Origin of the sequence: Leifsonia sp. 466MF, from assembly GCF_900100265.1 — a bacterium.
GTDB lineage: Bacteria > Actinomycetota > Actinomycetes > Actinomycetales > Microbacteriaceae > Leifsonia.
The window spans coordinates 2,572,447-2,596,608 of record NZ_LT629696.1; the positions used below are offsets into that span (position 1 = coordinate 2,572,447).

The following is a 24,162-nucleotide window of genomic DNA, read 5'->3' on the forward strand; positions in this document are numbered from 1 at the left end:
GCTGGTGAGGGCGGCGCCGGGGATGCGCCGCCCTCACCGAGCTCGGGTTACTTGAACGCTTTCGGACCGTTCTGCTGAATCGTCTGATCCATCGTGCTGATGAACTCCTCCGGCTTGATGTTCCCCTGCACGAGGAGGGTCAGCTCCTGCTGCAGCCGGGTGTTGGAGGTGGGGTCGAGCTGTGTGTCCCAGGGCATGGCGATCTTGTCGCCGAGATCGTTCGCCTGGTCGACCGCCTTCTTGTACAACGGCGTCGCATTGTCCGGGATGGTCGTCTCCACGTTCGACGTCGGAGACAGCGCACCGGTCGCGGCGTACCGCTTCGGGTACTCGGTCAGCGCATACTTCAGGAAGTCGCGCACGAGCGGGTCGAACGTCTTCGCGTTCACGGCCATGCCGATGCCGGAGGGAGAGACGTACTCGTTCGCCGCGGTCACCGAGTTCTTCGTGGTCGGGAGCGTGAAGTAGTCGACGTCGGAGCGGACCGACGGGTCGAGTTTGTCGGTCGCAAGGCTGCCCAGCTCCCACGTGCCGATGTTGTACATGGCCGCTTTGCCGGAGGTGAAGAGACCCTGCGCATCCGAGTAGCCGGTGGAGGAGAACCCGTCCTCGAAGCACTTCGCCTGGCCGAGCTGGTCCAGCCAGTCGACGGCGGCGGTGCCGGTGGAGTCGCTGAGCTTGGCGTCACCCTTCTTCAGCTTGGTGATGTAGTCGGGGCCGGCGGTACGGAACGGGTGATAGGCCATGTATCGCTCCAGCGGCCACTGGTCCTGACCGTCGAGCGCGATCGGGGTGATCCCCGCCTTCCGCAGGGCGGTGCACATGGCCGGGATGTCATCCAGCGACGTCGGCACGGCCACGCCCGCCTTCTCCAGCAGCGCCTTGTTGTACCAGAAGAACTCCAGCTGGAACTCGAACGGAACCATGTACAGAGACCCGTCGTCGAAACGCTGATAGTTCAGCGCAGCCGGCCGGTAGTCGTCGTACAGGCCGAGGCTCTTTAGCAGCTTCTCCGCGTCGATCATCCTGCCCTGCTTCGCCAGCTTCGCCGCGAACGGTGTGGCGTCGGTGTCGAACAGTTCGGGAAGCTTGTTGGCTGCGGCGAGGGTCTCGTACTTCTGGATGTAGGAGGGGCGATCCGGGGTCGTGATCAGGTTCAGCGAGAAGCCGGGGTGCTTCTTCGCGTAGTCGGCTGCGATCTGCTTCATTGTGGTGATCACGCCGCCGTCGGCGGGGCGGGACAACAGCCAGGAGATCTGCCGCGGCTTGATCTCCCCGCTGGGGTTCACGTTGCCGGCGTTGCCTCCTCCTCCGCCGCTGCAACCGGCGAGCGCGAGGGCGACCGCCGCGGTCGCGGCGATGGTCCCGAGCAGTTTCTTCATGGTGTCTCCATCTTCTTTGATTGGAATCGCTAGGCGGTTCGGGTTACTGGTGCAGGGTGTCGGCGCGCTGGTACACGTGAAGCGCCTGGAGGGTCGCGCCGCCCTCTCCGGCGAAGAATCCGAGCCGCCCGTCCGGGTGGCCGTAGATGCGGGTGCTCAGCGACACCGCCCGATCGATGACGGCGACCAGGATGTCGTCGTCGGCGATGATCTCCACGGTGTGGCGACCGGGTTCCAGCGTGCAGGGCCGTTCCAGCTCGATCTCGAACGGGACGTCGCCGGAGATGTGCCACTGAGCATCGCCGGTCTGCTCCCGGGGCCACCGGTCGAACACGACGCGGTTCCGGCGGGGCTCCAACCGGAGGACGTAGGAGCGGTCGCCGTCATCGGTCGCCCTCAGCAGGAAGCCCGTCTCCGTCGTGTCCGGCTCGATGTCGATCTCCGCACGAGCGTAGAAGGTGTCCGGCAGCTCATCGATGGACACCGTGTCGGCGTACCCGTCCGGCGTGGAGAAGCCGACCGGCAGCGGCTCCGGGAAACGCAGCGGAACCTCCTCATCGAAGCTGTCGACGAGCTCCCGCGGGAATCCGAAGCCCAGCGTCCCGTCACCACGTTGCGTCGCCTCGAGGATCGACATGGTTCCGGCCCACTGCCAGGGCCCGTCGTCGACGTCGCCCTCCTTGGTGGCGATCCACCCGAAGAAGAACCTGCGGCCGTCCCGTTCCGCCGTCTTCGCCGCGTAGTACGCGCGGCCGTCGATGCTGTCGTGGTCGGGAACGACCCACGGACCGTCAGGGGTCCGGGCCATCCGGTACCGGGTGGTGAACGACTCCGAGAACTCCGAGTAGACGAGGTACCACCAGTCACCCCACTGGAACACGTCAGGGCATTCATGGGTGATGTACCGGCGCGGATCCCAGAACGGCGCTGTCGGCGTCCAGGTGTACAGGTCCGCCGATCGCAGCTCCGCGATGACGCCGCGGCGACGCTCCGCGCCGTCCGCGTGACGGGCGGCGACCAGCATCCGCCACAGCCCCTTTCCGTCATCCCAGAACACGAACGGGTCACGCCAGTCAGCGGGCTCGTATCCCGATGGAGCACCGAACGTCAGCCGGGGATGCTTCTCCCACGTCGCCATCCCATCCGAACTCGTCGCGTGTGCGACCAGCTGAAGCGGAAGCCCATCCGCGCCCAGCTTGTGTGGGTTCTGTGCGGTGTAGAACAGGTGGACGAGCCCGTCCGGCCCCTCCACGACACTTCCCGTGTACGCGTTGAAATCCGCATCCTCGGCGCTGCCGGCCGGAAGAGCGACACCGCGGTCGTGGAAAGTCACGAGGTCGTCGGTCACGACGAGGTTCCACGGCGTCCCCGGCTTCGGCGTCTCCCGGAGCTCATGGAGGTAGTAGAGGAAGAACCTGCCGTCCTTCTCGAACGGGATGATGTCTCCTACCCAGCCGTTGGCCGGGCGGAAGAAGACGGGGCGTGGCATCGGCGTCGATGACCTTTCTGAACCCACCAGCGAGTCCTGCTAAAGCGTTTGACCAGCTCACGATAACTCAGGCTACAATCCTGGTCAAGCGTTTAAGCAGACGACGATGTCACGAAAGGTTCACGATGTTCTCTTTGCCGGACTCCTGGGTGTGGGACTTCTGGTTGGCCGACGACGGCGAGCGGCACCACCTGTTCTTCCTCTACGCATCGCGCGCGTTGAAAGATCCCGAAGCCCGCCACTATCGGGCGTCCATCGGGCATGCGGTGTCCACTGACCTGACCGACTGGACCCGTGTGGAGGACGCCCTGGTGCGATCGGACGCACCCGCGTTCGACGACCTCGCCACGTGGACGGGCTCCATCGTCTGCGGCGACGACGGCCTCTGGCGCATGTTCTACACCGGGTCGACGCTCGCACCGGATGGGGTGAAGAACATCCAGTCGATCGGCGTCGCCACCTCGGAAGACCTGTACGGCTGGACGAAATCGGCCGCGAACCCGATTCTGACCGCCGACCCGCGATGGTACGAGACCCTCTCCCCCGACTGGCACGACGAAGCGTTCCGCGACCCCTGGGTGTTCCGGGATCCCGCCGGCGAAGGGTGGCACATGCTGATCACCGCGCGCGCGAAGACCGGCGACCCGTTCAGCCGAGGGGTCGTGGGACACGCGACCTCCACGGACCTGGACCGCTGGGTTCTGCAGCCTCCACTCACCTCCCCCGTCGACCACGGTTTCGGGCAGCTCGAGGTCACTCAGACCGAGTCGGTGGAGGGTCAGTCGGTGCTGATCTTCTCGTGTCTGGCGGAACACGCGAGCGCCGCGCGTCGCGAGCACACCGGCGGCGTGTGGGCTGCGCCGGCCGGCGGACTCGTCGGCCCATACGACATCGATGCCGCCTATCCGATCACGGATGCGAGCCTGTACAGCGGCCGTCTCGCCCGCCGCCGAGACGGCTCGTGGGCGATGCTCGCTTTCCGCCTCACGGGAGAGGACACACCCTTCGTGGGCGAGATCACCGATCCCCTGCCGGTGGCGTGGGACGGCGGCCGGCTGGTGGTGGCGACGGGACTCTAGCGCTCGCCACTCGGTGCGAGAGTCGGCAGGTTGCGCTCTGCGACGAACAACACGATGAGTACGCCCACCACGCTCGCAAGCGCGACCAGTGGGGAGAGCATGCCGAGCACGGGCGCGAGAGCGACGAAGGCCGCGGCGATCGCGAGACGGACGACATTCCAGCGGCCGAGAAGGCGTCGAGCGAACGCTGCGGTCCCCGCGAGATAACAGGCGACTCCCCCGCTGAGCGCGGCGGCGCCGAACAGTCCGAGGCCCTCGTTCGACTCGGCGTGTGCCATCGCGACCTCGAGGCCGAGCGCCGCGAGCACGATGCCGCCGACCAGGGCCAGGTGGAGGTAGGTGTACGCGTCGGTGGCAGCCCGGCCGCGGTCGACGGCGGGGACAGCCATGAGAGACCGCTCGGCGTCGCCGGCGAGCCGGGTGAAGTAGGCCCACCACAGAGCGATGCAGATCAGCATCGACAACACCACGCCGAGGAGGATGGCGAGGCTGATCGGCTCGGCTGATGCCCCTGTGCCGATTCCGAGAATGGACTCGCCGAGGGCGAGGATCACGATCAGTCCGTGTCGCTCCGTGAAGTGAGCGGTGGAGCGCACCGGCCAGGCGACGCCGACGCTGGTGCGGTAGGAGACGATCGGCTCGATCACGACCGCGGCGATGGTGCACCAGATCTGCCACGGGGCACCGAGCAGGGCTCCGGTGACCAGCAGTCCTCCGGACGGAACGACGGAGAGAGTGACGGTGATCAGCGTGCGTCGGCGGAGCTCGGGGGCGGCGAGCCAGACGAAGACGATCGCGTGGGTGATCCGAGCCACGAGGTAGGCGCCGACGAACACGAGGGGGCCGAACAGGCCGTCGGGCAGGTCGTCGTAGGCCTCCAGGACGACGATGCCCGCAACGAACATCGCCGTCATGCCGATGATCATGGCCACGCGGACCACGCCTTGGTCGGCGTGGGCGATGTTCGAGAGCCACCCGTAGGCGGTCCAGGCCCACCACAGCAGGGCGAGGATGACCAGCGCCTGAAGGATGCCGAGGGCATCGTGCTGCTGCGCCATCAGGCGGCTGAGCTGAGTGAAGGCGAACACGAACGCGAGGTCGAAGAAGAGTTCGAGCGTGGTGACGCGGTCGCCCTCGCGACTGGTGACGGCTCTGATCAGCGGATCACCTGAACCCTGTTGGCGCCCTCTCATGGCGTGGCCCGGACATCGCCGCGAACGACGAAAGGCGACAGCCGCTCCCGGAACACTGCGGCGAGCCGGGCGCGGTTGCCCGGATCGATGCTGTCGGCGCTGGGACGGACGACGTGGCCGTTCTCGAGGTAGCTGCCCGACGGAACCGCTGCGCGGCTCGCAGCGAGCACCAGCTCCGCGCCGCGCGACGCAGGGCCGCCGATGCGACCCATCATCGCGGCGCTGAGCGGGGTGTCGTTGAGCCCCGGGCACAGCGCGACGACATCGTGGGACGAGGCGGCCTCCTCCTCGGCGAGGAGCGACGACCACGTCACCATCGCCAGTTTCGCCCGCGCGTAGGCGGAGATCGGGGTGTAGTCGTGTTCCAGGTCGACGTCGTCGAAGTCGAAGTGCTCGACGCGGTGCGCCGAGGAGCCGACGTTGACGATCCGGGCGCCCTCGGCCAGTCGGGGGATGAGGAGGCGGGTGAACAGCGCCGGTGCGAGTGCGTTGACCTGCAACGTGCGCTCGAATCCGTCGGGGGTGACGATCCGCTCCGGAGCTCCAGGAACACCCGCGTCGTTGATGAGCAGATCGATCGATCGTGCCACCGTGCCGACCCGCTCCGCTGCCGAGACGACGTCGGTGAGGCGGGTGAAGTCCGCCGAGACATAGTGGACCTCGGCGCTCCCCGCCCGGCGGATCCGTTCGAGGGCGGGAGCGGCATCCCGCTCCGATTCGATGCCGAGCGCGATCAGGGTAGTCGCCATGCCGGCGAGTCGGAGGGCGGTCGCCTCGCCGATGCCGCTGGTCGCCCCGGTGAGGACGACCGTCCCGAACCCGGCGCTCACAGCGCGTACCCGCCGGTCGCCAGGATGTCTTCTCCCGTGATCCACGCCGAGTCGTCGGAGACGAGGAACGCGATGACCTTCCCGACATCGGCCGGCTCACCGATGCGGCCGAAGGCGGTCTTCGCTGCGAGCCCGTCGATCACCTCGGGGAAGCGCTCGAAGGCGTTGTCTCCGAGGCGCGTCCGGGTCGGGCCGGGGCTGATGGAGTTCACGCGGATCGACCGGCCGGCGAGTTCCTTGGCCAAGTACCGTGTCGCCGTGGTGAGACCGCCCTTCATCGCCGCGTACCCGGAGTAGCCGGGCTCGGTGTCGCCGGGGCGCACGGAGCTGCTGGAGGTGTTCACGATCGCGCCGCCGTCTTCGATCAGAGGCAGGAGGGCCTGGGTGAGGAAGTACGGGCCGCGCAGGAGCACCCGGTAGTACGCGTCGAACGCGTCTTCCGTCATCTCCTCGAAGCTCATCCCGCCGCCGAAACCGGCGTTGTTCACGAGGGCATGAATGCCATCCGCACCCCACTCGGTCCTCACCACGCGGGTGAGCGCGTTCGCGAAGTCGGGGAAGGTGTCCGTGCGGCTGATGTCGAGCGGCAGCGCGACCGCCGTGCCTCCGTTCTCCCGGATCTCCTCGACGGTCCTCTCAGCGCCCTCTGGGCGCACGTTGTAGGTGATGACGACGCCCATTCCGCGGGCGGCGATCTCAATGGCGGCGCCGCGCCCGATGCCGGAGCTCGCTCCGGTGATGACGACGATCTTCTGGTCGGATGTCTGTTCGCTCATGCTTCAACACAACCGTCAGCCCCCTGCGGCGAGTTAGGGGAATCCCATCGACTCCTTGCACAAAACTGTCATCTTCGACAGGAATGGATGCCTTCCTCGAGGGATGATGTTTCACTTTTGCCATGTCCTTCGATGAGTTCCGCGCCCTCGTGGCGCAACACGCCCCGGGTGGCGTCAGTTCGACGGCGATCCCCGGCGTGGTCGTGTCGCGGATGGACCACGGCGGTTCGCAGGACGAATCCACGACGGGCACGATCCTCGCCATCGTCGCGCAAGGCACCAAACGACTCTCGGTGGGAGGAACAGTCCACGACTACGGGGCCGGCCAATACCTGGTCGCCTCCGTGGACCTCCCGGTCTCCGGGCACTTCACCGACGCCACCCCCGAACATCCTGCGCTCGGATTCGGTCTGGAGCTGCGCTCGGAGGTGATCGCCGAACTGATGCTGACTGCTTCGGCGGCAGAGTTCCCGCGGCCGTCGCGCGGGGAGTCATCCCCTCCGGCGATCGCCGTAGGGGAGACCTCGCCGCGGCTGCTGGACGCGACCATCCGCATGCTGCGACTGCTCGACCACCCCCGGGACATCCCGGTGCTCGCCCCCATGATCGAGCGGGAGATCCTCTGGCTGATCATGTCGGGCGACCAGGGCGCGACCGTGCGACAGCTGGGACTCGCCGACAGCAGCCTCAGCCGCGTCCGCCACGTCGTTCGCTGGATACGGGAGCACTTCGCCGAGCCGCTCCGCGTCGACGAGCTCGCCGAACGCGCGAGGATGAGCCCCTCAGCATTTCACCGAGCGTTCCACGCGGTCACCTCGATGAGCCCGATCCAGTACCAGAAGAGCATCCGTTTGCAGGAGGCGCGGCTGCGCCTGATCGCGAACCCGGGCGACATCGGAGCGACGGCCTACGCGGTCGGCTACGAGAGCCCGTCGCAGTTCAGCCGGGAGTACCGGCGCGAGTTCGGGGCCTCGCCCAGCGAGGACGCGGTCGCGCTGCGTGGGGTGGCGCGGGTGTGATCCTCTTCGGGATGATGTGGCGGGTCGCCAGGTGAACTCGGGAATCCTTTCGTCGCGTCACGATCGGGTGACGTCTACGTCTCATTAGCTGGAGGGCACCCGCTTGATCCGACCAACCTGACCGCATGCCGTGGGTGAGAATCGAAAGGCGGGAAGCCACATGAGCGCACGCGAACATTGGTTTCGGGTGGCGTTCGGCCAGCCTCGGATCGTGCACGCGGTTCTCTGGGGAATCCTGGGCGTGGGAGGCATCGCGCTCTGCGTCGATTACGCGCTACGGGGCGTTCCTCACTGGTGGGTGATGATCCTGGCTGCCACCTGGGCGTTGGCGGTCGCTGGGCTCTACCTCGTCGTCGCGCTGCGGGATCGGCGACGCCGGACGGGTGCCTATGGGCCGCCTCGTCCTCACCGGATGGGCGACGATTAGGTTGACTTGTGGGGATCGCTCCGCGTCCGGGGCGCCGTGCGCGATCTGCGTCGGGCTGCGCCCCACCCGCTCCCCCAAACGCCGAGCCTCGCAGAGCGAGGCACGGCGCCCGGGGCCGGCAGTCATGGAACCTCTTCCTTTGCTCCGTCGGCCCGGTTTTTTTCTCCGGCGTTTCATCTCGAGCGGTCAGCGTGCTGCGCGGGCCATCGGGTGCGATTGTGCGAACCTTCTCATGTGAAGCCGGCAACTCTAACGCCACTGCTCGACCTTTCCGAGTCCCCAGCGGGATCGCGCGTTTCATACTTCATTGGGGGAGCTAACCTGGCGGAACCTGCTCGCGAAGTCGCCGCCCAATTGATTGCGGATGACGGGATGCGTGTGGCATGCGGCAACGCCCCCGTACTCGGCAGCTGGCGTGCGCGACGGGACGGTGGCGCACCACACCCTCCTGTGCGCAGGCAGGCCGTGGAGACGTATGCCTCCATCGCCTTCGGCCTACCCGGAGCTCCGCCAAATACCGACCACCTTCAGGGGCATGTGGCGGAGTTGATCTGGAATCGCGTACTCGGCGAACGCGAGACGTGCGTGGATGGTCGCCGACTAGTGAAGGCGCACTCAGTTAAGGCCGACCCAACCGAACCCGGTGGCGATGGGCTGGTCATCTACCGAGATTCGGACGGTGATTTGGTCTTCCGCCTGTGGGAGATCAAGAAGCACGCGGCAACTGCACGGATTTCGGCGACAATCAACCGGGCAAGTTCACAGTTGGAGGGGCGCGGTCACGAGTACCTCGCTAAGTTAGCCGCTCCCGAAACTCTCACCGCCGAAGGTGAGCTGCTCGACCTGTACGGCGAGATGGTGGAACTTTGGTTCGATCGAAGTGTCAGGGCTGGTGTCGGAGTTGCTGTCGGCACCACCAAGGACAACGCACCCCGAGACGGGCGAACTTTTAGGTCCATCCGAACAAGGTTCCCCGCGTTCACATCAGCGACTCAGACCGAAGGACTGGTCGTGGCGCTGCCTGACTTTGCGGGTTTCGCCGACCGTGTGAAGGAGATCGTGTGGAGCGGGCTTTAGACGCAGCCATCCTCGCCGAGGCTTTGGGTCGAGCCCACAATGGCCTCCCATCAGCCGAAGAACTCCAGGAGATGCTCGCACAGGTCGAGATAGCGCTAGTGCTTCGGCGAGCCTCGATGGAGCCAAAGCTCATCGAAACGGCGTGGTATTTGCACGCCGTTGCGTCAGTAGAGGAAGCTCGCAACCTCTACTCCTTCGCTCAGCAGCGCCGTGCCTTTCAAGTAAGCGCCCACATTTTCGACCTAGCGTTGAGTGTTGCCGACGCTTCAGTGTACGAGCGCCAGAGTTGGGGCTTCGCCGCAGCGATTGGTTACCGCCGTGGCGGCTTGGACCCCAACGCAGCGGCTATCGCCCAGCGGTTCGGGGAAGATTTGTATCAAGTCGCCGACAATATGTCCGGCATAGAGCTGCTGCCAAGTCGGATAGGACTGGCCTTCCTCACCCTCAACGCCAGACGGTTGTTCCCTCTTCTGTCCGCATGGAGACGCCAGCTTGAGTTCCTCGCTGATGCATCCGACTTGGTTGATCTGAGCGTTACCTCGCTGGGCAGCCTGCAGTTCTTGATTCTCGGAGCCGAGGATCTCCTCTACTACTTCGCACGCGGTAATGCTGAACGTTACGAACGCGGCATGAACCTGTTGCGCCTCGCAGCATCGGACGACGTCAAGACCAACTCCCTGGACGCTCGGTGGGTAGCCGCGCACCTTTTCGCCTTCGGTGAGGCAGCGCTACAAGGTTCCCTCTGGAACCCCTCGGTGTTGCCTGACTCGGCTGCGTCGATTGTAAGAAGCGCTTTCACCACGGGCGGCTCGCCTGTCTTCACTCTCTGGGAGCCGCAAAGAGAGCTACTCACGTCGAGTCCCAGTCCGTACGACCCGCAGACAACGCGCATGGTCCTGGCCGTGCCTACCAGTGGTGGAAAGAGCCTGGTTGCTCAGATACTCGCTGTCGAGCAGCTAGCCAGAACCGGTAGAGGTGTCTGCTACGTCGTGCCAACACGCAGTCTCGCCCGAGAAGTTCGCGCCGGCATGTCGAAGAGGGTGCGGGTATTGCAGCGCGAAGTAAAAGCTGAACAGCCCGATTACAACTCGTTGTGGGATCTAATCAACGCTATGGACGAGCCGTTCGGAGACGTCGAAGTCATGACGCCCGAGCGGCTGGCGCACCTTCTAAGGCACGATGCAGACGGGGTCTTACGAACATTCGGGATGTTCATCTTCGACGAGGCCCAACTCCTCGCAGAGCAGGGCCGCGGCTTCATCCTGGAGTCTGCCATCTCGCTCCTGCACGTCCTGACACAATCCACCGAACACAAGATCATGCTTATCTCGGCGGCTATGGGTAACAGCGGGGGGATTGCTCAATGGGTCGCCCAAAACCAGACTCCCCTGGTCTTCCGTTCGGATTGGCGCGGTCCTCGACGACTGCACGCGATCTTCTCGACCGAGGCTGAATGGTCTACCACGAAGATAGAAAAGACCTCGGGGACCGTCTGGAAATACAGGCACATCACTGAGCTGAAGGGTGTCATTCGCGTGCGCCTGGCAAACGGACGTGTGGAACGGTTGGTAACTCAAGGCGATACTGGATGGCGGCTCGTGCGCAAAGCCCGCGAGCTATCATCTCCGGCTGCGTCGTTCAGCACAGACGCCACGTCGACGAAGCAGTACGTCATCGCGGCGGAAATGATTGAGGCGTTGGGTCATGCTGGCTCGGTCCTAGTCGTGACATCGACGAAGGCTGATGCGCAACGTTTGGCACGTGAACTCGCCCGGCTGAACGGCCCCCAGGATGGCCTCGATGGGCTTGTAGAGTTCGTTCGCCAGGAACTGGGGGACGCGCATCCGCTAGTCGCTTGTTTGCGAAGTGGTGTTGGTTTTCATCACGCTGGCCTGCCCGTGGAAGTTCTGGAGGCGCTCGAAACAGCAGTACGCGACGAGCGACTTGCATATCTAGCTTGCACCTCAACGCTTACAGACGGAGTCAACCTCCCCGTCCGAACGGTCGTGATTTACGACGCGCCATACCCTGGGCAGCCAGAGGAAAGCCGCTTCGCTGGCGCGCGACTCGTGAACGCCATCGGTAGAGCCGGTCGTGCGGGCATTGAGACCGAAGGCTGGATTGTCCTGATACGAACTCAATCCCCGTCGGATGACCATTTCGACGAGTTGAACCCTACGGCCGATCGGCTGGAGGTGCGGTCTTCTCTCCTAGTCGACTCGTCTCTGGCCGCGCTCGCGGCCGCGGAGACGAGACTTAGCGCCGACGCCGACGCCATCTTCAGTGAACAAGATGTTGCCGCAGACTTCATCAGCTTCATTTGGACGACGCTAAGCGTCGTCGAGCGGCGTGCTCTGGATCCGGCCTCTTTGGACATTTCGAATATTGTGGCGGAGACCCTAGCTGGGAATCAGGCCGACCCCGCGCAATTACAGTTGCTTCAAAATTCAGCTCGAGCGGTTCAGCGGCGCTACATCACCGCGCCGGCAGCGGCACGGCTTAGATGGGCACAACCCGGAACATCAATCGGGTCGGCTCGGATCCTCGACCAAATCGCGGAGTCCGTGGCCCGCGAACTCTCCCGAGATACGATTGTCGTTGGAAGCCCAGGGAGAGCCGTTGACTACCTCTCCGACGTCATTCGGGATCTGTATAGCTTGCAGGAAGCCCCCCCGTGGAAGTTCAAGCCGACCTCGCGCTCACCTCGCGACATCGATGTTGACCCGGTCGCAATGTTGGGCGCCTGGATCGATGGGGCGAGCTTGCCATCAATCGCCAGCAGGTTCTTGAAGGAGGTGGAAGACGACGAGTTTCGCTCTGAGCAGGTCGTCGGTGCTGTATCGCAACATTTCGAGCACTACTTAGCTTGGCTACTGGGAGCGCTCGTCGAACTGGTCAACAGCCGCCTCGAGGAATTGGGCTCGGAGAACTTGATATGCCCAGAGTTGGGCTCATTCGTCCGATTCGGGGTCTCGAACGAGGCCGCTCTCCGCCTTCTGCGCGCAGGGCTGAGGTCGCGTCGCCTTGCAAACACGATCGCGATGCGGCTACCGGAAACACGAGATTCTGACGAAGCTGCACTTCGAAGCCGTTTGGCGCTGATGACGATCAGCGACTGGAGAACTTACTTTGACGCCAACTCCTCGGATTTGATTGACCTCCTGGAGTTCACCCGGAGGAGGAAGCGCAATCTTCTGACCGAGCTCTTGGAATCTGGTGTGACGTACATCGCCCTAGCCGCGTTCGAATGGCCTTCGAGTTTCAGTAACTTGCAAATCCGCGAGGCGAAAGATGAACCGGATCCGAGGCCGTTTGGTGTGTATGCTGCGGGCAAGCTATTCGCATACGTCGCCACAGAAGACCATGCAGACGTCGCCAGCATTATCGATAGTGGCTTTGCGCTTACGGTTGAGCTGGACTTGTCTGCCACGAAGCAACGGCTGAGGGTGAGCCTAGAACCTTAGAGGTCGCATGTTCGAAGCTAGCCCTGAGGGTCAGCCGACGTTCACATAGACCCGCACGATGCGCCCGTCATGCTTCTCTGCATACACCGGGTATCCCCCGTCTCCCCAGGCAGTCCTAAAAGCGACGCCCGCGCCGGCGTGGCCCATCGCGTACCCAAGCTGACCGTGGCCCACGCCGTTCAGGGTTGCATTGCATGCCCCGTTATATGAGTAGGGAAATATGGCATCGACGGAGTGTTCCTGATCACGCGCGACGCTGAAAGGCTCGCGCTTCCACTCTTGATCGATGTAGCAGGGATCAGTGACCATGAGTTGGCCGCTGTCGACGCCGACCTCGCCGATGTAGACCACCTCGACACGCTTCGAGGTCTCATCGACGGCCGACTCAACCGCGTCGCTCGGCTCACCGTCGCCTTCGTAGCCGTCTTCGAGCGCTAGCATCGCGCGGAATCCCCGCGTCCGGAACAAATCCCGCTCTAGCTCCGCCTTCTTCACCTCCAACGCCCGAAGCGCAATCTGGTCGAACTCCTTGTCCGCTCTGAACCGCGTAATCTCAGCGTCCCTAATCTGGATGCGCTCCGCGAGGCTCTTTTCGACCGCTTCGGGGCTGCGCTTCTCCAGCTCTTCAGCTATCTCGCGCCAGTGGTCCCGGCTCTTCTCGACACTCTGGATCGTCGCGTCCTTCACCGCGCTAGCCGCCTTGAGATTGTCCACGTACAACTTCCAAATGATCGCACCCCCGATCAGAGCGCCGGCGTTCAGTAGGAGCTGCAGGACAGGCACCCACTCCTTTACCCACTCCGGCATGCGAACCACCCTTCCTGCGCTGTTTCCATCCTCATCCTGGACGATGCCGCCGACAGCGCCCTTCGAACTGCGAGTCAAGAACGTTCAGCAGCCTGACCGGGGAAGCCAGTCGTTGTAGCTGAGCAGCAGCACTTTGTCGGCTGCGCGGCGCTCGTAGATGTCGCAGAATCGCCCCCGGAGGTTACTCCGGGGCGATTCTCTTTTTGCCGGCTTCGTAAACAGTTACGCAAACGGCGCACTGCGTCGGGCTGCGCCCCACGCGCTCCCCCAGACGCCGGCCCTCGCTTCGCTCGGGTCGGCGCCCGGGGCCCCTCGCGCGCGGGGACCCCAATAGACAGCAGCGAGCAACGAAAGAGCCGGTGGGCACGTGGTCGCTTTGCGACCTTCGTGCCCACCGGCTCTTTCGTTGCGTCGGGCTGACAGGATTTGAACCTGCGACCCCTTGACCCCCAGTCAAGTGCGCTACCAAGCTGCGCCACAGCCCGTTGTCGCCGCCCGAGCCGAGGCTCCGCGCGGGGCAACTCGACCATCCTACCGTGTCGGAGAGGTGCCCCGCGCACGCCGGGTCAGATGTCCTTCGTCGCCCAATCGATCAGCTTCGGCGAGCCCAGGGTGCCGCCGAGGTGACAGATGACGACCACGCTGCCCGCGCGTCGAGCGGGTCGTCGGGCGACGCGGTGGCCGGAGCCGGCGTCGCTGTGACGGTGGACGTCACGGTCACCGTCGGTGTCAGCCCCCGACGGGAGCGTTACCGCCTTCCTTTCGTGCCGGCAGGGATGCGGTGCGCCACCCGAAGGCACACGGATCCCCGCCGGCACTGCGCCGTCGCAGCGGCCGAATGACCTGTGCGAACGGGCGCCCGGACCGCCCCGCCCCGCAGCGGGTGTCCAGGTATGAGTCGGCGACGGGGCGCGAGTGGGGGGAGTCAGCGTCCCGCCGCCGAGCTGGGTTCAGCGGCTGGAGCCGCCGATGATCTGGTCGACCTCGTCCTGGCTGAGCGGGGTCCAGGGCGACGAGTCGGGGTTTGCGCTGGCGGCCTCGGGGCTGTCGCCCTGCGTCCACCACTTAGCTTCGTAGGGTACCCCGTCGAAGAGGACGCGCTGACCCTTGTCGTAGGCGCTGGTCCCGGCCCAGGTCGGGTACGTCCCGGCGGGCAGGGTCGGCTGCGGGATGGGCGTCTCGCCCGGGAGCACCGGGCCGACGAGCTCCCACGGCGTCTCCCACGCGTTCAGCACGGGGTTGTCGGGCACGTCGCCCTTCGTCCACCACTTCGCCTGGTACACATTGTGGTGCCAGACGACCTTCGTCCCCTTGAGGTACGAGTTCTTCGACGCCCACACCGGGTACGGCGAGTGGGCCGGGTCGTCCGCGGTCGCCGTGGAGGTCGGCTCGGCCGTCGTGACGGCGCCCTCCCCCAGCGCGATGTGTCCGTCGAAGCCCTTCGCCAGGACGGTCGCGAACGACTTCTTGCCCTGGTCGACGCCGCTGCACGCGTCGGAGACGACGGTCACATCCACATAGTTCGACCCGCAGGTCTTGTCGCGGTTCGCCGACCACATCGACATGCGCCCCAGGCCGTTCGACACCGCCCAGCTGTTGAAGGAGGCGGCGTCCGCGAGAGTGAACACCTCGCCCTCGATGTCGTTCTGGCCGATCATCGGGGTGGCGCCGAGCTTCGCCCACAGGCTGGGGTCGCTCTGGTGCAGCTTCGCGCGGTCGTAGAGGATGCCGAGCTGGCGCTGGGCAGCGGACACGGCGGACTCCGCGGTCTTCGCCATCGAGGTCTTCGCGTCCTTGGCGTCGCCGAAGTCCATGGTCATCACGTTGACGCCGGCGATATCGACCTTCGCCTTCAGCATGGCGGCGATCGCATCCGTGCCGTCCGAGGTCATCCCGGTGGGCGCCACGGGCAGGGTCAGCCACACGGCGAGGCTCTTGCCTGCGGCACGGCGCTCCTGCTGCAGTGCGGCGATCGCCTCGGCGCGGCGAGCGGCGGCGCTCTTGTCGGAGAGTCCGCCGCCCTCGAGGTCGAGGTCGATCGTTCCGATCTTGTAGCGGTCGACGACAGACGCGTACGCGTTCTTCAGCGCGGACGGGTCGACGCAGTGCACAGCCAGCTCGTCGTTCCGCTGGCCGCCGAACGACACCGCGACGGTGCCGTCCTGCTGCTGGAGGCGCGCGATGCGGCGGTCAAGATCCAGGGAGCCACGAGCCTGGTCGAGCGAGTAGGCGCCGCCCCAGCTGGGCGCGCACGGGTCCGACGGCGACGACACGACGAACGAGAGGACGGCATCCTTCGTCGTCGTGCCGCCCAGGTTCTCGAACGCGAACCGGGGCGTCGCCGTCACATCCACGTAGGAGGCGAACCACGGCTTCGCGTCGACCGCGGCGCGGGCGCTCCACCACTGCAGGCCGACCGCGCCGGCGGACACGACGACGATGGCGACGAGAGCGGCGCCGATCACGCGCCACGGCGACAGGCGGCGGCCGCTCGCGGACTCGGGAGCCTGCGCGCGCTCGACGGCGTCCGCCGAGACCTTCTTCTGGGATGCGCGAGCCATCAGGCGGCCTGCCTCTCGCCGGAGACGGACTCGGCCGGAGCGGATCCGTTCGTGGCAGCCGCTGCTTCGGAGCCCTCGGCGCCGGACGCCTCCACCGCCTGGGCGGCAGCGCCATCCACGGCGACCTCCGAGCCCTGCAGCGACACCTCGGCGTCCTCGGTCCGAGCGTCGACGACCGCGCCCACCCGGGCGAGGTGCGGCACCTCGCCGCCCGCGTGGCCGTGGTAGAGCACGGAACGCCAGTCGATGGATGCGGTCTGCGGTGCGGCCTCCTCGGTCGAACGGCGGCGCGACTTGTCCACGTAGAGCGGCTTCGTCATCCCGATCCAGATGTCGACGATGGTGTTCCAGATGCCGATGTAGGCGACGATCGCCCAGATCGCCAGGGTGGCGTTGAACGCGGCGAACGCGGCGTTGCCCCAGTTCTGCGCGTTGACGTCACGCCACAGCGTGAACAGCGAGAAGGCGACGATCGCGAGCGGCGCGATCACGTACAGCAGCGGGGACGCCGTGCGGTTCTTGACCTTCGGCGTGCGGGCGAACGGGATCTTCTTGCCGGTCAGCGACTGCTGGATCGACTTCAGCACACCGGCCAGGTTCACCGGCAGCAGGATGAGGTTGAAGCCGTAGATCCGGAAGATGTCGGTGGCCTTGTACCCGCTGTAGCGCAGGTCGGCCGCCTGGCTGATGAAGTACGGCAGCGCGGCGAGGAGCACCATCGGGCTGAGCAGCCGGCCGTCGTACGGGTACGCCAGCAGGAAGATCAGGCCGAAGCTCGCCCAGCTGATCGACGCCATGTAGTTGACGCGCAGCAGCAGCTCGATGCGCGAGACGGTCTCGCCGCGGCGCTTACGCTCCTTCACCTGGCGCCACAGCTTCGGGAGGATCAGCAGACCGCCGTTCGCCCAGCGGCGACGCTGCACGATCAGCGAACCGAAGTCCGGCGGGGTCGCGGAGTAGCTGAGGCGCTCCGGGTAGTTGGACAGCGTCCAGCCGTGGGTGCCCAGGTCGATGCTCGACTCGGTGTCCTCGATGACGGTGCGGTCCTGGATGTAGCGGCGCACCTCGAAGCCGCCGACGAACTCGGTCTCGACGATGTCGTCCAGCGCGCTCTTGCGGATCACCGCGTTCGCGCCCACCCAGAACGTCGCGCCGTAATACGACTTGCCCTGGTGCAGGATGTGCTGGATGTCGGTGGTCGCACCGGCGAGACGCTCGATGCGGGTGCCGGCGCCGCGGAACGACGAGTACGGCGTCTGCGTCACAGCGACGCGGGCGTTGTCGGGCTGCTGCAGGAAGTAGGTGAGCCGGAGGCAGTACTCGCGCAGCAGGATGGAGTCGGCATCCAGCGTCAGCAGGAAGTCGCTGTCCGGGATCTCGATGTCACCGGGGCGGCGCTGGCCGGCGGCGACCGGGCTGAGGATCTGTCCCTCCGGCGTCTCCTCGACGCGGTAGGTGCCGCCCATCAGGCCGATGTAGGCGTTGAGGTTCATCGCCTTGTTCGCCTCGTGCGAGAGGGACGCCCACTTCTTGCGCTCGAAGACGGCGAGGTCGGCGTCGAACGTCCACGACAGGCGGCGGTACAGCTGCGCCACGCGCTTGCTGGTGAGCGAGGCGCCCTCGGCGATCGCAGCAGAGACGGCCTCGCCGGTCAGCGCCAGGTCGTCGCCGAGAGCGCGGAGCACCTGGTCGGCGAAGAACACGTCGACGTGGTCCTCGACGGTGTGGGCGTCCGCCTGGGCGTACAGCCACTGGGCGGCCCAGCGGTAGTGGTCGGCGAGCTCCCGCGCGGCCTCGTCGGTCGCATACACGCCGGTGTCGCCGAGCTCGTAGCGCATCAGCGCGTCGGAGAACCGGAAACGGGGCTCGGCCAGCGTCGCGCTGATGTCGTGCGCGAGGTCGCGGGTCGCCTCGAGGCGCTCGCGAACATCCGGGTCGCTCGGGTCGGGGTTGTCGTCGAGGAGCAGCACGACGCGCTTGGACGGGAACTCCTGCAGGGCGGCGGAGAGCAGCGTCATCCGCACCACCTCGGGCTCCTCGGCGTACGACGGGACCAGGACGGTGATCGACGGCTGGTTGTCGGCGAAGTGGCGGTCGAGCTCGGCACGCGGCACGCGGACGTGCTTCTGGAAGCGCTGGAGCGCTCCCTGCCGGGCCACCAGATACATGAGGGCGGAGAAGGTGAGGAAGGTGACGACGACCGTGTAGCCGATGGCCTCCATCGTGAAGCGGAAGTTCTGGCTGCCGCTGTCGATGAACTGGCGGATGATCGTGGTCACCACGTAGATCGCCCAGAAGAGGACAGTCAGCACGATGGCGACGCGGCTCCAGGTGATCTTCCGGTCGGAGGGTTTCGGGTGGACCGTCGGAAGCGGTTCTGTGCGCTTCTCGGAGCCGAGCTGGCGCTTTCGGGCAGGGGTGTATGCGGTTGTAGAACTCATGATCGGGTATGCGTCCTTCAGAAGACGGGAGCCCGGCCCTCGGGTGGGCACGGTCGGGTGGCTCCCGGTTGTCCACACTAGTGAGGACAATCCGGGGTACAAATACCCCTTTTAGGGTCGCCCCCTCTTTGGGGTGGCTTCCCTGTCTCCTTTCTCAGATTCGGCCGGTGTGTCGCGCTTGCGCTGATCGATCTCCATGCATATGCATCAAAGGTCGGGAGCGTGTCGGAGGGTGCGGTCTAGGCTGGCCGCATGCCGTCGCAGCCGTCACCGCAGCTGTGGCGGGGGCGCAGCCCGGCCGGAACTCTGCTCCTGATCGTGGGCCTGGCGGTCGGAATCCCCGTGGCCCTGCTGTTCGGGATGCTGCTCCTGGCTCTCGGTGTGCTCGGCGGTGTCCTCGCGGCGGTCGGCTGGCTGCTCTCCGTAGCGGCGGCGTGGGTCTGGTACGCGGTGCAGCGCACCCGGCGCATCCCGTATCCCTTCGGCGCACCGCCGCCCACAACCCGACGTAACAGACGCGTCGCGCTCAGTGGCCTGTACCTGTCGCTCGTGCCGCGGACCGTCGGAGGCGTCGCACGCGTCACCGGGTGGCTGCTCTCGCCGCTCGCTCTGCTGGTGTCGCTGGTCGGGCTGTTCCTCCCCCGCTGGCGGGCGAAACCCTACTTCGCGGTGTTCACGCTGCCCTCGCTGCTGCGCAAGGTGGTCAACCTCGGCCGGAGGCGCGGACTGTTGCGTGACGGCCACGACGCGGTGCTGACCGGCTACGACGACTTCCTCGGGCGAGCGTTCCCGCTCATCCGTGACGTCCTCGACTGGTGGAACGACCCGCTCGCCGGCGACGACTACACACCGACGCCGGGACTGCCCGACGTGCCCGCGGGACTGCTGGGGCTGCCGCTGGGCCCTTCCCCCGATCCCTTGGGGCAGCCGGGCATCGCTGCCGGAGCCATGCGGCGACGGTCGATCCGCTCATTGCGGGATGTGCTGCTCAGCCAGCGCGAGATCGACGACCTCTGCGACCCGGACCTCGACGACCGCGCCGACGTCGCGACCGTACGGATCGTGGAGGTGCCGCCGTCCGGGCATTCCGGCCGGCGCTGGATCGTGCAGTTCGCGAGCACGAAGTCCTGGCACCCACGGGCCGGCGCGGCGCCCAACGACCTCACGGCGGACCTGCTGATCGGGGCAGGCGACGAGCCGACCGTGGCTCGCGCGAGCTTGGCGGCGATGCGGGAGGCGGGCATCCGGCTGGGCGAACCCGTGCTGCTGGCCGGGTTCAGCCTGGGCGGGATGGTCGCCGCGCAGATCGCCGCCTCGGCGGTCGCCGACGGGCTCGACGTCACGCATCTGGTGGTGGCGGGCTCACCGCTCGGGCGGATCGTCGTGCCGCCGACGGTGAGCGTGCTGGCGCTGGAGCATGTGCTCGATCCGGTTCCGCGGATCGAAGGGCGCGAGAATCCGCTTCGCGGGTCGCTCGGGGCGCCCTTCCTCACGGTGAAGGCGCGGCCGCCGCTGTCGCTCGGATTCCGGATCGGAGCGCTGCACCAGTCGACCGCCTACGCGGACACGGCGGCGATGGTGGAGGCCGACCCGCCGGATCCGTCGGTCGCCCTGCTGCTCGCCGGGCTGGCGCCGTTCTTCGGGCCGGGCCAGCGCATCCACGACCGGGCCGCCGTGCGGGCGGGCGGGCTGCCGCCGCGGCCGTCGGTGCCGTTGTACCTGCACAGCACGGTCGAGGAGGGCATCACGCGCGGGACGCTTCGGCAGACCGTTCGACGGCTGCCGGGCGTGATCGCGGTGGACGTCTACCAGTCGCGCAGCGGGTTCGCGACGACGATCCTGTGGAACGCCGACATGCTGGTCCGCGAGCTCGATCCGTGGCTGATCGCCGCCGGACGCACCGCGGTGTACCGGGGACTGCTGTCGTTGCTCGCGCGGCGGCGCGCTGTCGGCATCCACCTGCGGCTGCAGGCGCGGTCGACGCCCGGGATCACCTGGGAGGCGACGGTGCAGCGGCTCTCGGACGGGCGCTGGCGCGAGTCCATCGACATCACGGTCGACGACCGCGCCGATCCGGATGCGGTGCGCCGCCTCTTCCCGGGAGGAACCGCCCCGGTCGTGGTCGTCCACGCCCCCGACGCGTTCGACCCCATCCTCGACGTCGCCCGCCAGCGCTGACGTCGCCCCTCCGCGCCGCCACTCCGCCCCACAGCCCCAACGTCGAGTCCGCACAAACTGCACGCCGCGGGGCGGTTTTGTGTGCAGTTTTTGCGTACTCGACGGCGGGTGGGAGGGGTCAGCGCTTGCGCTTCTCGCGGACGCGCATGTTGAGGACGATCGGGGTGCCCTCGAAGCCGTAGACCTCGCGGAGGCGGCGGATGATGTACCGCCGGTAGCCCGGGTCGAGGAACCCGGTCGTGAACACCACGAATGTCGGCGGGCGGCTCGTCGCCTGCGTGCCGAAGAGGATGCGCGGCTGCTTGCCGCCACGGACCGGGTGCGGATGCGCGGCCGTGAGCTCGGCGAGGAACGCGTTGAACTTGCCGGTCGGGATGCGGGTGTCCCACGACTCGAGCGCGAGCTCCAGCGCAGGGACGAGCTTCTCGAGGTGGCGCCCGGTGCGCGCGGAGATGTTGACCCGCGGCGCCCAGGAGACGTGCGCCAGATCCTGCTCGATCTCCCGCTCCAGGTACCGGCGACGGTCGTCGTCGAGGAGATCCCACTTGTTGAACGCGAGCACGAGCGCGCGGCCCGACTCGAGCACGAGGTCGATGATCCGGACGTCCTGCTCGCTGATCGGCTCGCTCACATCGAGCACGACCACGGCGACCTCCGCCTTCTCCAGCGCGGTGGATGTGCGCAGCGACGCGTAGAAGTCGGCGCCCTGCTGCAGGTGCACGCGGCGGCGGATTCCGGCGGTGTCGACGAACCGCCAGATGCGGCCGCCGAGCTCGACCTGCTCGTCCACCGGGTCGCGCGTTGTGCCCGCGAGCTCGTTGACGACGACGCGCTCCTCCCCCGCGGCCTTGTTGAGCAACGACGACTTGCCGACGTTCGGCCGACCCAGGATCGCGACGCGGCGCGGGCCCCCGACCTCCTGCTTAGCGACCGCAGAGACCTCCGGCAGCGCTTTCAGGAGCTCGTCCAGCAGGTCCGCGACACCGCGGCCGTGCAGGGCGGAGACGGGATGCGGCTCGCCGAGGCCGAGCGACCACAGTTCGGTCGCATACGGCTCCTGGCGTGCGTCGTCGACCTTGTTCGCGGCGAGGAAGACAGGCTTCTTGGTCTTGCGGAGCAGCCGGACGACGTGCTCGTCGGTCGAGGTCGCGCCGACCGTCGCATCCACGACGAAGAGCACCGCATCTGCGAGGTCGATGGCGACCTCCGCCTGCGCGGCGACCGAGGCGTCGATCCCGCGGGCGTCGGGCTCCCAGCCGCCGGTGTCCACCAGGGTGAACCGGCGACCGTTCCACTCCGCCTGGTACGAGACGCGGTCGCGCGTCACACCCGGAGTGTCCTCGACGACCGCCTCGCGGCGGCCGAGGATGCGGTTGACGAGCGCGGACTTGCCGACGTTCGGCCGCCCCACGATCGCGAGCACCGGCAGTGCCGGCAGGTAGGTGATGCCGTCGACGTCCTCGCCGGCGACCTCGAGGATGTCGAGGTCGCTCTCGTCGAGCTCGTACTCCTCGAGACCGCTGCGCAGCGCGTTTGCACGCTGGACGGCGAGTTCCTCGTCGAGCTCGGAAAGCCGGGTGACGAGGTCGTCGTCGCCGGTCGGCTCGTTTTCGATGTCAGACATGTGCTGCTTTCTGTACGACCTGGATGACCGCGTCGACGGTCTGGTCGAAGTCGAGGTCGGTGGAGTCGACGGTGGTCACACCGTCCGCGGCGTTCATGAAGTCGACGACACGGGCGTCGGCCTCGTCGCGTCTCCGAAGTGCCTCGCCGACGTGGGCGGCGGAATGGCCGGCCAGCTCGGCGGAACGCCTGGCCATTCTAACGGCTTCGTCGGCGGTCAGCAGGATGCGCACCGGCGCATCCGGGCAGACGACTGTCGTGATGTCGCGACCCTCGACCACGATCCCGTCGCGGTCGGTCGTGCGGATGATGTGCCGGAACAGCCCGGTGAGGAACTCGCGCACCTCGGGGACCCGCGCGATCGCGCTGACGACGGCGGTCACTTCCGGCGTCCGGATGGCCTCGGTCACGTCGGAGTCGCCGACGAACACGTGGTACGTGTCGGGGTCGGTGCCGATCCGGTAGTCGAAGTCGGGAAGGGAGTCGATCACCGCCGCGCCGTCCGTCGGGTCGACCTGCCGCTCCACGACGTACCAGCTGAGCGCACGGTAGGCGGCGCCGGTGTCGAGGTAGGCCCAGCCGAGCCGCTTGGCGGCCGCCTTGCTCACGCTCGACTTGCCGCTGCCGGCCGGTCCGTCGACCGCGACCACGATCGTCTCGGTCATCCGGTGATCCTCCATCCACGTTCGGTCAGGTCTTCGACGGTGCGGTGCAGCACCTCGGGCAGCACCGCGATATCGGCGAGGCCGAAGGCCGCGCCGGGCGAGTGCTCCAGGCGCAGGTCCTCCATGTTCACGCCGAGTTCGCCGAGCTCGTGCAGCAGGCGCGCAAGTTCGCCCGGGCGGTCCTCCACCATCACCACGAAGCGCGAATATTTCCGGTCCTGGCCGTGCTTGCCCGGGAGCCGGGACACCCCGATGTTGCCGCCCGCGATCTCCTCCGCGATGGTGCGGCGGGCTCCCGCGGCGTCGACGTCGCCGAGGGCGATGAGTACGCGGTCGAGGTCGTCGCGGTAGGCGCGGAGGATCTCGACGATGGCGGGCGCGTTCGCCCCGAGGATCTGGACCCACAGTTCCGGCTCGCTCGCGGCGATGCGCGTGACGTCGCGGACGCCCTGCCCCGCGAGGGCGAGGGCTGTGTCCGGTGAGTCCGCCAGGCGCTTCGCCATGAGAGAGGAGACGAGCTGGGGCGCGTGCGAGACGAGAGCGACGGCGGCGTCGTGCTCGGCCGCATCCATCTCGACCGGGGTGGCGCCGAGGTCGAGGATCAGCGCCTCCACCAGGCTCACGGCCGGTCGCGGGTTCTCAGGGCGCGCGGCGACGACCCAGGGCCGGCCGATGAACAGATCGGCGCGCGCCGACGAGGGCCCTCCGCGTTCCCTCCCGGCGAGCGGGTGGCCCCCGACGTAGCGGGCGAGGTCGACCCCGGCATCCTGCAGTTCGGCGAGCGGAGCGACCTTCACACTGGCGACATCGGTGACGATGGCATCGGGATGCGCGGCCAGCTCTTCCGCCACGACCTTCCCGGTGAGGTCCGGCGGCACGGCGACCACGATGAGCGCGGGCTCCGCTCCCCCGTCGTCGAGCCGACCCGCCCCATAGTCCGCCGCCAGCCGCAGGTGCGCGGGCGACGCGTCGGCGAGCAGCACGTCGACGCCCCGGGCGCGCAGCCCGAGTCCGACGGATGCGCCGAGCAGCCCCGCGCCGACGACGCGGACGGGGCCGGAGAGGCGGGCGGAGATCTCAGTCACCCGTCCACCTTAGCCAGCGCGTGCCGCCCGTTTTCACACTCGACCGGTCTCGGAGGAGGCTCCGTC

General features: G+C 67.0%; 17 protein-coding genes and 1 tRNA gene. 6 read left to right on the forward strand and 12 right to left on the reverse strand.

Annotation, left to right across the window (positions count from 1 at the left end):
* Positions 1 to 47: 47 nt before the first annotated feature.
* Both BLR91_RS12330 and BLR91_RS12335 read right to left on the reverse strand, forming a co-directional pair.
* Positions 48 to 1,382, reverse strand: coding sequence for an ABC transporter substrate-binding protein (locus tag BLR91_RS12330; RefSeq protein WP_089875014.1), 1,335 nt, complete (start codon positions 1,380 to 1,382; stop codon positions 48 to 50).
* Positions 1,383 to 1,425: 43 nt separating this feature from the next.
* Positions 1,426 to 2,871 (reverse strand): GH32 C-terminal domain-containing protein, encoded by a 1,446-nt coding sequence (locus tag BLR91_RS12335; protein WP_089875012.1) that lies wholly within the window; start codon positions 2,869 to 2,871, stop codon positions 1,426 to 1,428.
* Between the two features lie 125 nt (positions 2,872 to 2,996).
* Between BLR91_RS12335 and BLR91_RS12340 the strand changes: the two genes are divergently transcribed.
* Positions 2,997 to 3,950, forward strand: a complete 954-nt coding sequence (locus BLR91_RS12340) for a glycosyl hydrolase family 32 (RefSeq protein ID WP_089875010.1) — start codon at positions 2,997 to 2,999, stop codon at positions 3,948 to 3,950.
* Here BLR91_RS12340 and BLR91_RS12345 read toward each other — a convergent pair.
* From BLR91_RS12345 to BLR91_RS12355, 3 genes are read right to left on the reverse strand one after another with little or no spacing between them, the layout of a single operon-like run.
* Positions 3,947 to 5,143: a low temperature requirement protein A gene (locus BLR91_RS12345; protein WP_089875009.1), complete on the reverse strand. Its 1,197-nt coding sequence runs from the start codon at positions 5,141 to 5,143 to the stop codon at positions 3,947 to 3,949. The two genes, BLR91_RS12340 and BLR91_RS12345, sit on opposite strands and share 4 nt — an antisense overlap.
* Positions 5,140 to 5,973: an SDR family NAD(P)-dependent oxidoreductase gene (locus BLR91_RS12350; protein ID WP_089875007.1), complete on the reverse strand. Its 834-nt coding sequence runs from the start codon at positions 5,971 to 5,973 to the stop codon at positions 5,140 to 5,142. Before BLR91_RS12350 ends, BLR91_RS12345 begins: the two co-directional genes overlap by 4 nt.
* Positions 5,970 to 6,749: an SDR family NAD(P)-dependent oxidoreductase gene (locus tag BLR91_RS12355; RefSeq protein ID WP_089875005.1), complete on the reverse strand. Its 780-nt coding sequence runs from the start codon at positions 6,747 to 6,749 to the stop codon at positions 5,970 to 5,972. The genes BLR91_RS12350 and BLR91_RS12355 overlap by 4 nt, the downstream gene beginning before the upstream one ends.
* A gap of 122 nt (positions 6,750 to 6,871) precedes the next feature.
* Here BLR91_RS12355 and BLR91_RS12360 point away from each other — a divergent pair, with 122 nt between their 5' ends.
* The 4 genes from BLR91_RS12360 to BLR91_RS12375 all read left to right on the forward strand — a co-directional run bounded on the left by BLR91_RS12360 (position 6,872) and on the right by BLR91_RS12375 (position 12,736).
* On the forward strand, positions 6,872 to 7,768 hold the full coding sequence (locus BLR91_RS12360) for an AraC family transcriptional regulator (protein WP_089875003.1): 897 nt from the start codon (positions 6,872 to 6,874) through the stop codon (positions 7,766 to 7,768).
* Positions 7,769 to 7,928: 160 nt separating this feature from the next.
* The gene (locus tag BLR91_RS12365) at positions 7,929 to 8,195 is read left to right on the forward strand and encodes a hypothetical protein (RefSeq protein ID WP_089875000.1); all 267 of its coding nucleotides are present in this window, start codon (positions 7,929 to 7,931) and stop codon (positions 8,193 to 8,195) included.
* 465 nt (positions 8,196 to 8,660) lie between these two features.
* Positions 8,661 to 9,272 carry a hypothetical protein gene (locus tag BLR91_RS12370; RefSeq protein WP_197674295.1) on the forward strand — a complete coding sequence of 204 codons (612 nt, stop codon included), beginning with the start codon at positions 8,661 to 8,663 and terminating at the stop codon, positions 9,270 to 9,272.
* The gene (locus BLR91_RS12375; RefSeq protein ID WP_089874995.1) at positions 9,257 to 12,736 is read left to right on the forward strand and encodes a DEAD/DEAH box helicase; all 3,480 of its coding nucleotides are present in this window, start codon (positions 9,257 to 9,259) and stop codon (positions 12,734 to 12,736) included. The genes BLR91_RS12370 and BLR91_RS12375 overlap by 16 nt, the downstream gene beginning before the upstream one ends.
* A gap of 30 nt (positions 12,737 to 12,766) precedes the next feature.
* Here BLR91_RS12375 and BLR91_RS12380 read toward each other — a convergent pair whose 3' ends face one another.
* The 4 genes from BLR91_RS12380 to BLR91_RS12400 form a co-directional block, all read right to left on the reverse strand.
* Positions 12,767 to 13,543, reverse strand: a complete 777-nt coding sequence (locus BLR91_RS12380) for a DUF4241 domain-containing protein (RefSeq protein WP_089874992.1) — start codon at positions 13,541 to 13,543, stop codon at positions 12,767 to 12,769.
* Between the two features lie 411 nt (positions 13,544 to 13,954).
* Positions 13,955 to 14,028, reverse strand: a tRNA-Pro gene (locus tag BLR91_RS12385).
* A 465-nt stretch (positions 14,029 to 14,493) separates the two neighbouring features.
* The gene (locus BLR91_RS12395; protein WP_089874988.1) at positions 14,494 to 16,104 is read right to left on the reverse strand and encodes a chitinase; all 1,611 of its coding nucleotides are present in this window, start codon (positions 16,102 to 16,104) and stop codon (positions 14,494 to 14,496) included.
* The gene (locus BLR91_RS12400; protein ID WP_089874986.1) at positions 16,104 to 18,545 is read right to left on the reverse strand and encodes a glycosyltransferase family 2 protein; all 2,442 of its coding nucleotides are present in this window, start codon (positions 18,543 to 18,545) and stop codon (positions 16,104 to 16,106) included. The genes BLR91_RS12395 and BLR91_RS12400 overlap by 1 nt, the downstream gene beginning before the upstream one ends.
* A 252-nt stretch (positions 18,546 to 18,797) precedes the next feature.
* On the opposite strand from BLR91_RS12400, the gene BLR91_RS12405 reads away from it, so the two are divergent.
* Entirely contained in the window at positions 18,798 to 20,723 is a 1,926-nt protein-coding gene (locus BLR91_RS12405) for a hypothetical protein (RefSeq protein ID WP_089874984.1), read from the forward strand.
* Positions 20,724 to 20,841: 118 nt separating this feature from the next.
* Here BLR91_RS12405 and der read toward each other — a convergent pair whose 3' ends face one another.
* From der to BLR91_RS12420, 3 genes are read right to left on the reverse strand one after another with little or no spacing between them, the layout of a single operon-like run.
* Positions 20,842 to 22,347, reverse strand: a complete 1,506-nt coding sequence (gene der, locus BLR91_RS12410; RefSeq protein WP_018190194.1) for a ribosome biogenesis GTPase Der — start codon at positions 22,345 to 22,347, stop codon at positions 20,842 to 20,844.
* Positions 22,340 to 23,011, reverse strand: coding sequence for a (d)CMP kinase (gene cmk / locus BLR91_RS12415; RefSeq protein ID WP_089874982.1), 672 nt, complete (start codon positions 23,009 to 23,011; stop codon positions 22,340 to 22,342). Before cmk ends, der begins: the two co-directional genes overlap by 8 nt.
* Complete coding sequence (locus BLR91_RS12420; protein ID WP_089874980.1) at positions 23,008 to 24,096, reverse strand: prephenate dehydrogenase; 1,089 nt, start codon at positions 24,094 to 24,096, stop codon at positions 23,008 to 23,010. The genes cmk and BLR91_RS12420 overlap by 4 nt, the downstream gene beginning before the upstream one ends.
* Positions 24,097 to 24,162: the final 66 nt, after the last annotated feature.

Coding starts and splice junctions, on each gene's coding strand:
- BLR91_RS12330 (WP_089875014.1), bottom strand. CDS start 1,382: ATGAAGAAACTGCTCGGGACCATCGCCGCGACCGCGGCGGTCGCCCTC.
- BLR91_RS12335 (WP_089875012.1), bottom strand. CDS start 2,871: ATGCCACGCCCCGTCTTCTTCCGCCCGGCCAACGGCTGGGTAGGAGAC.
- BLR91_RS12340 (WP_089875010.1), top strand. CDS start 2,997: ATGTTCTCTTTGCCGGACTCCTGGGTGTGGGACTTCTGGTTGGCCGAC.
- BLR91_RS12345 (WP_089875009.1), bottom strand. CDS start 5,143: ATGAGAGGGCGCCAACAGGGTTCAGGTGATCCGCTGATCAGAGCCGTC.
- BLR91_RS12355 (WP_089875005.1), bottom strand. CDS start 6,749: ATGAGCGAACAGACATCCGACCAGAAGATCGTCGTCATCACCGGAGCG.
- BLR91_RS12360 (WP_089875003.1), top strand. CDS start 6,872: ATGTCCTTCGATGAGTTCCGCGCCCTCGTGGCGCAACACGCCCCGGGT.
- BLR91_RS12365 (WP_089875000.1), top strand. CDS start 7,929: ATGAGCGCACGCGAACATTGGTTTCGGGTGGCGTTCGGCCAGCCTCGG.
- BLR91_RS12380 (WP_089874992.1), bottom strand. CDS start 13,543: ATGCCGGAGTGGGTAAAGGAGTGGGTGCCTGTCCTGCAGCTCCTACTG.
- BLR91_RS12395 (WP_089874988.1), bottom strand. CDS start 16,104: ATGGCTCGCGCATCCCAGAAGAAGGTCTCGGCGGACGCCGTCGAGCGC.
- BLR91_RS12400 (WP_089874986.1), bottom strand. CDS start 18,545: ATGAGTTCTACAACCGCATACACCCCTGCCCGAAAGCGCCAGCTCGGC.
- BLR91_RS12405 (WP_089874984.1), top strand. CDS start 18,798: ATGCCGTCGCAGCCGTCACCGCAGCTGTGGCGGGGGCGCAGCCCGGCC.
- der (WP_018190194.1), bottom strand. CDS start 22,347: ATGTCTGACATCGAAAACGAGCCGACCGGCGACGACGACCTCGTCACC.
- cmk (WP_089874982.1), bottom strand. CDS start 23,011: ATGACCGAGACGATCGTGGTCGCGGTCGACGGACCGGCCGGCAGCGGC.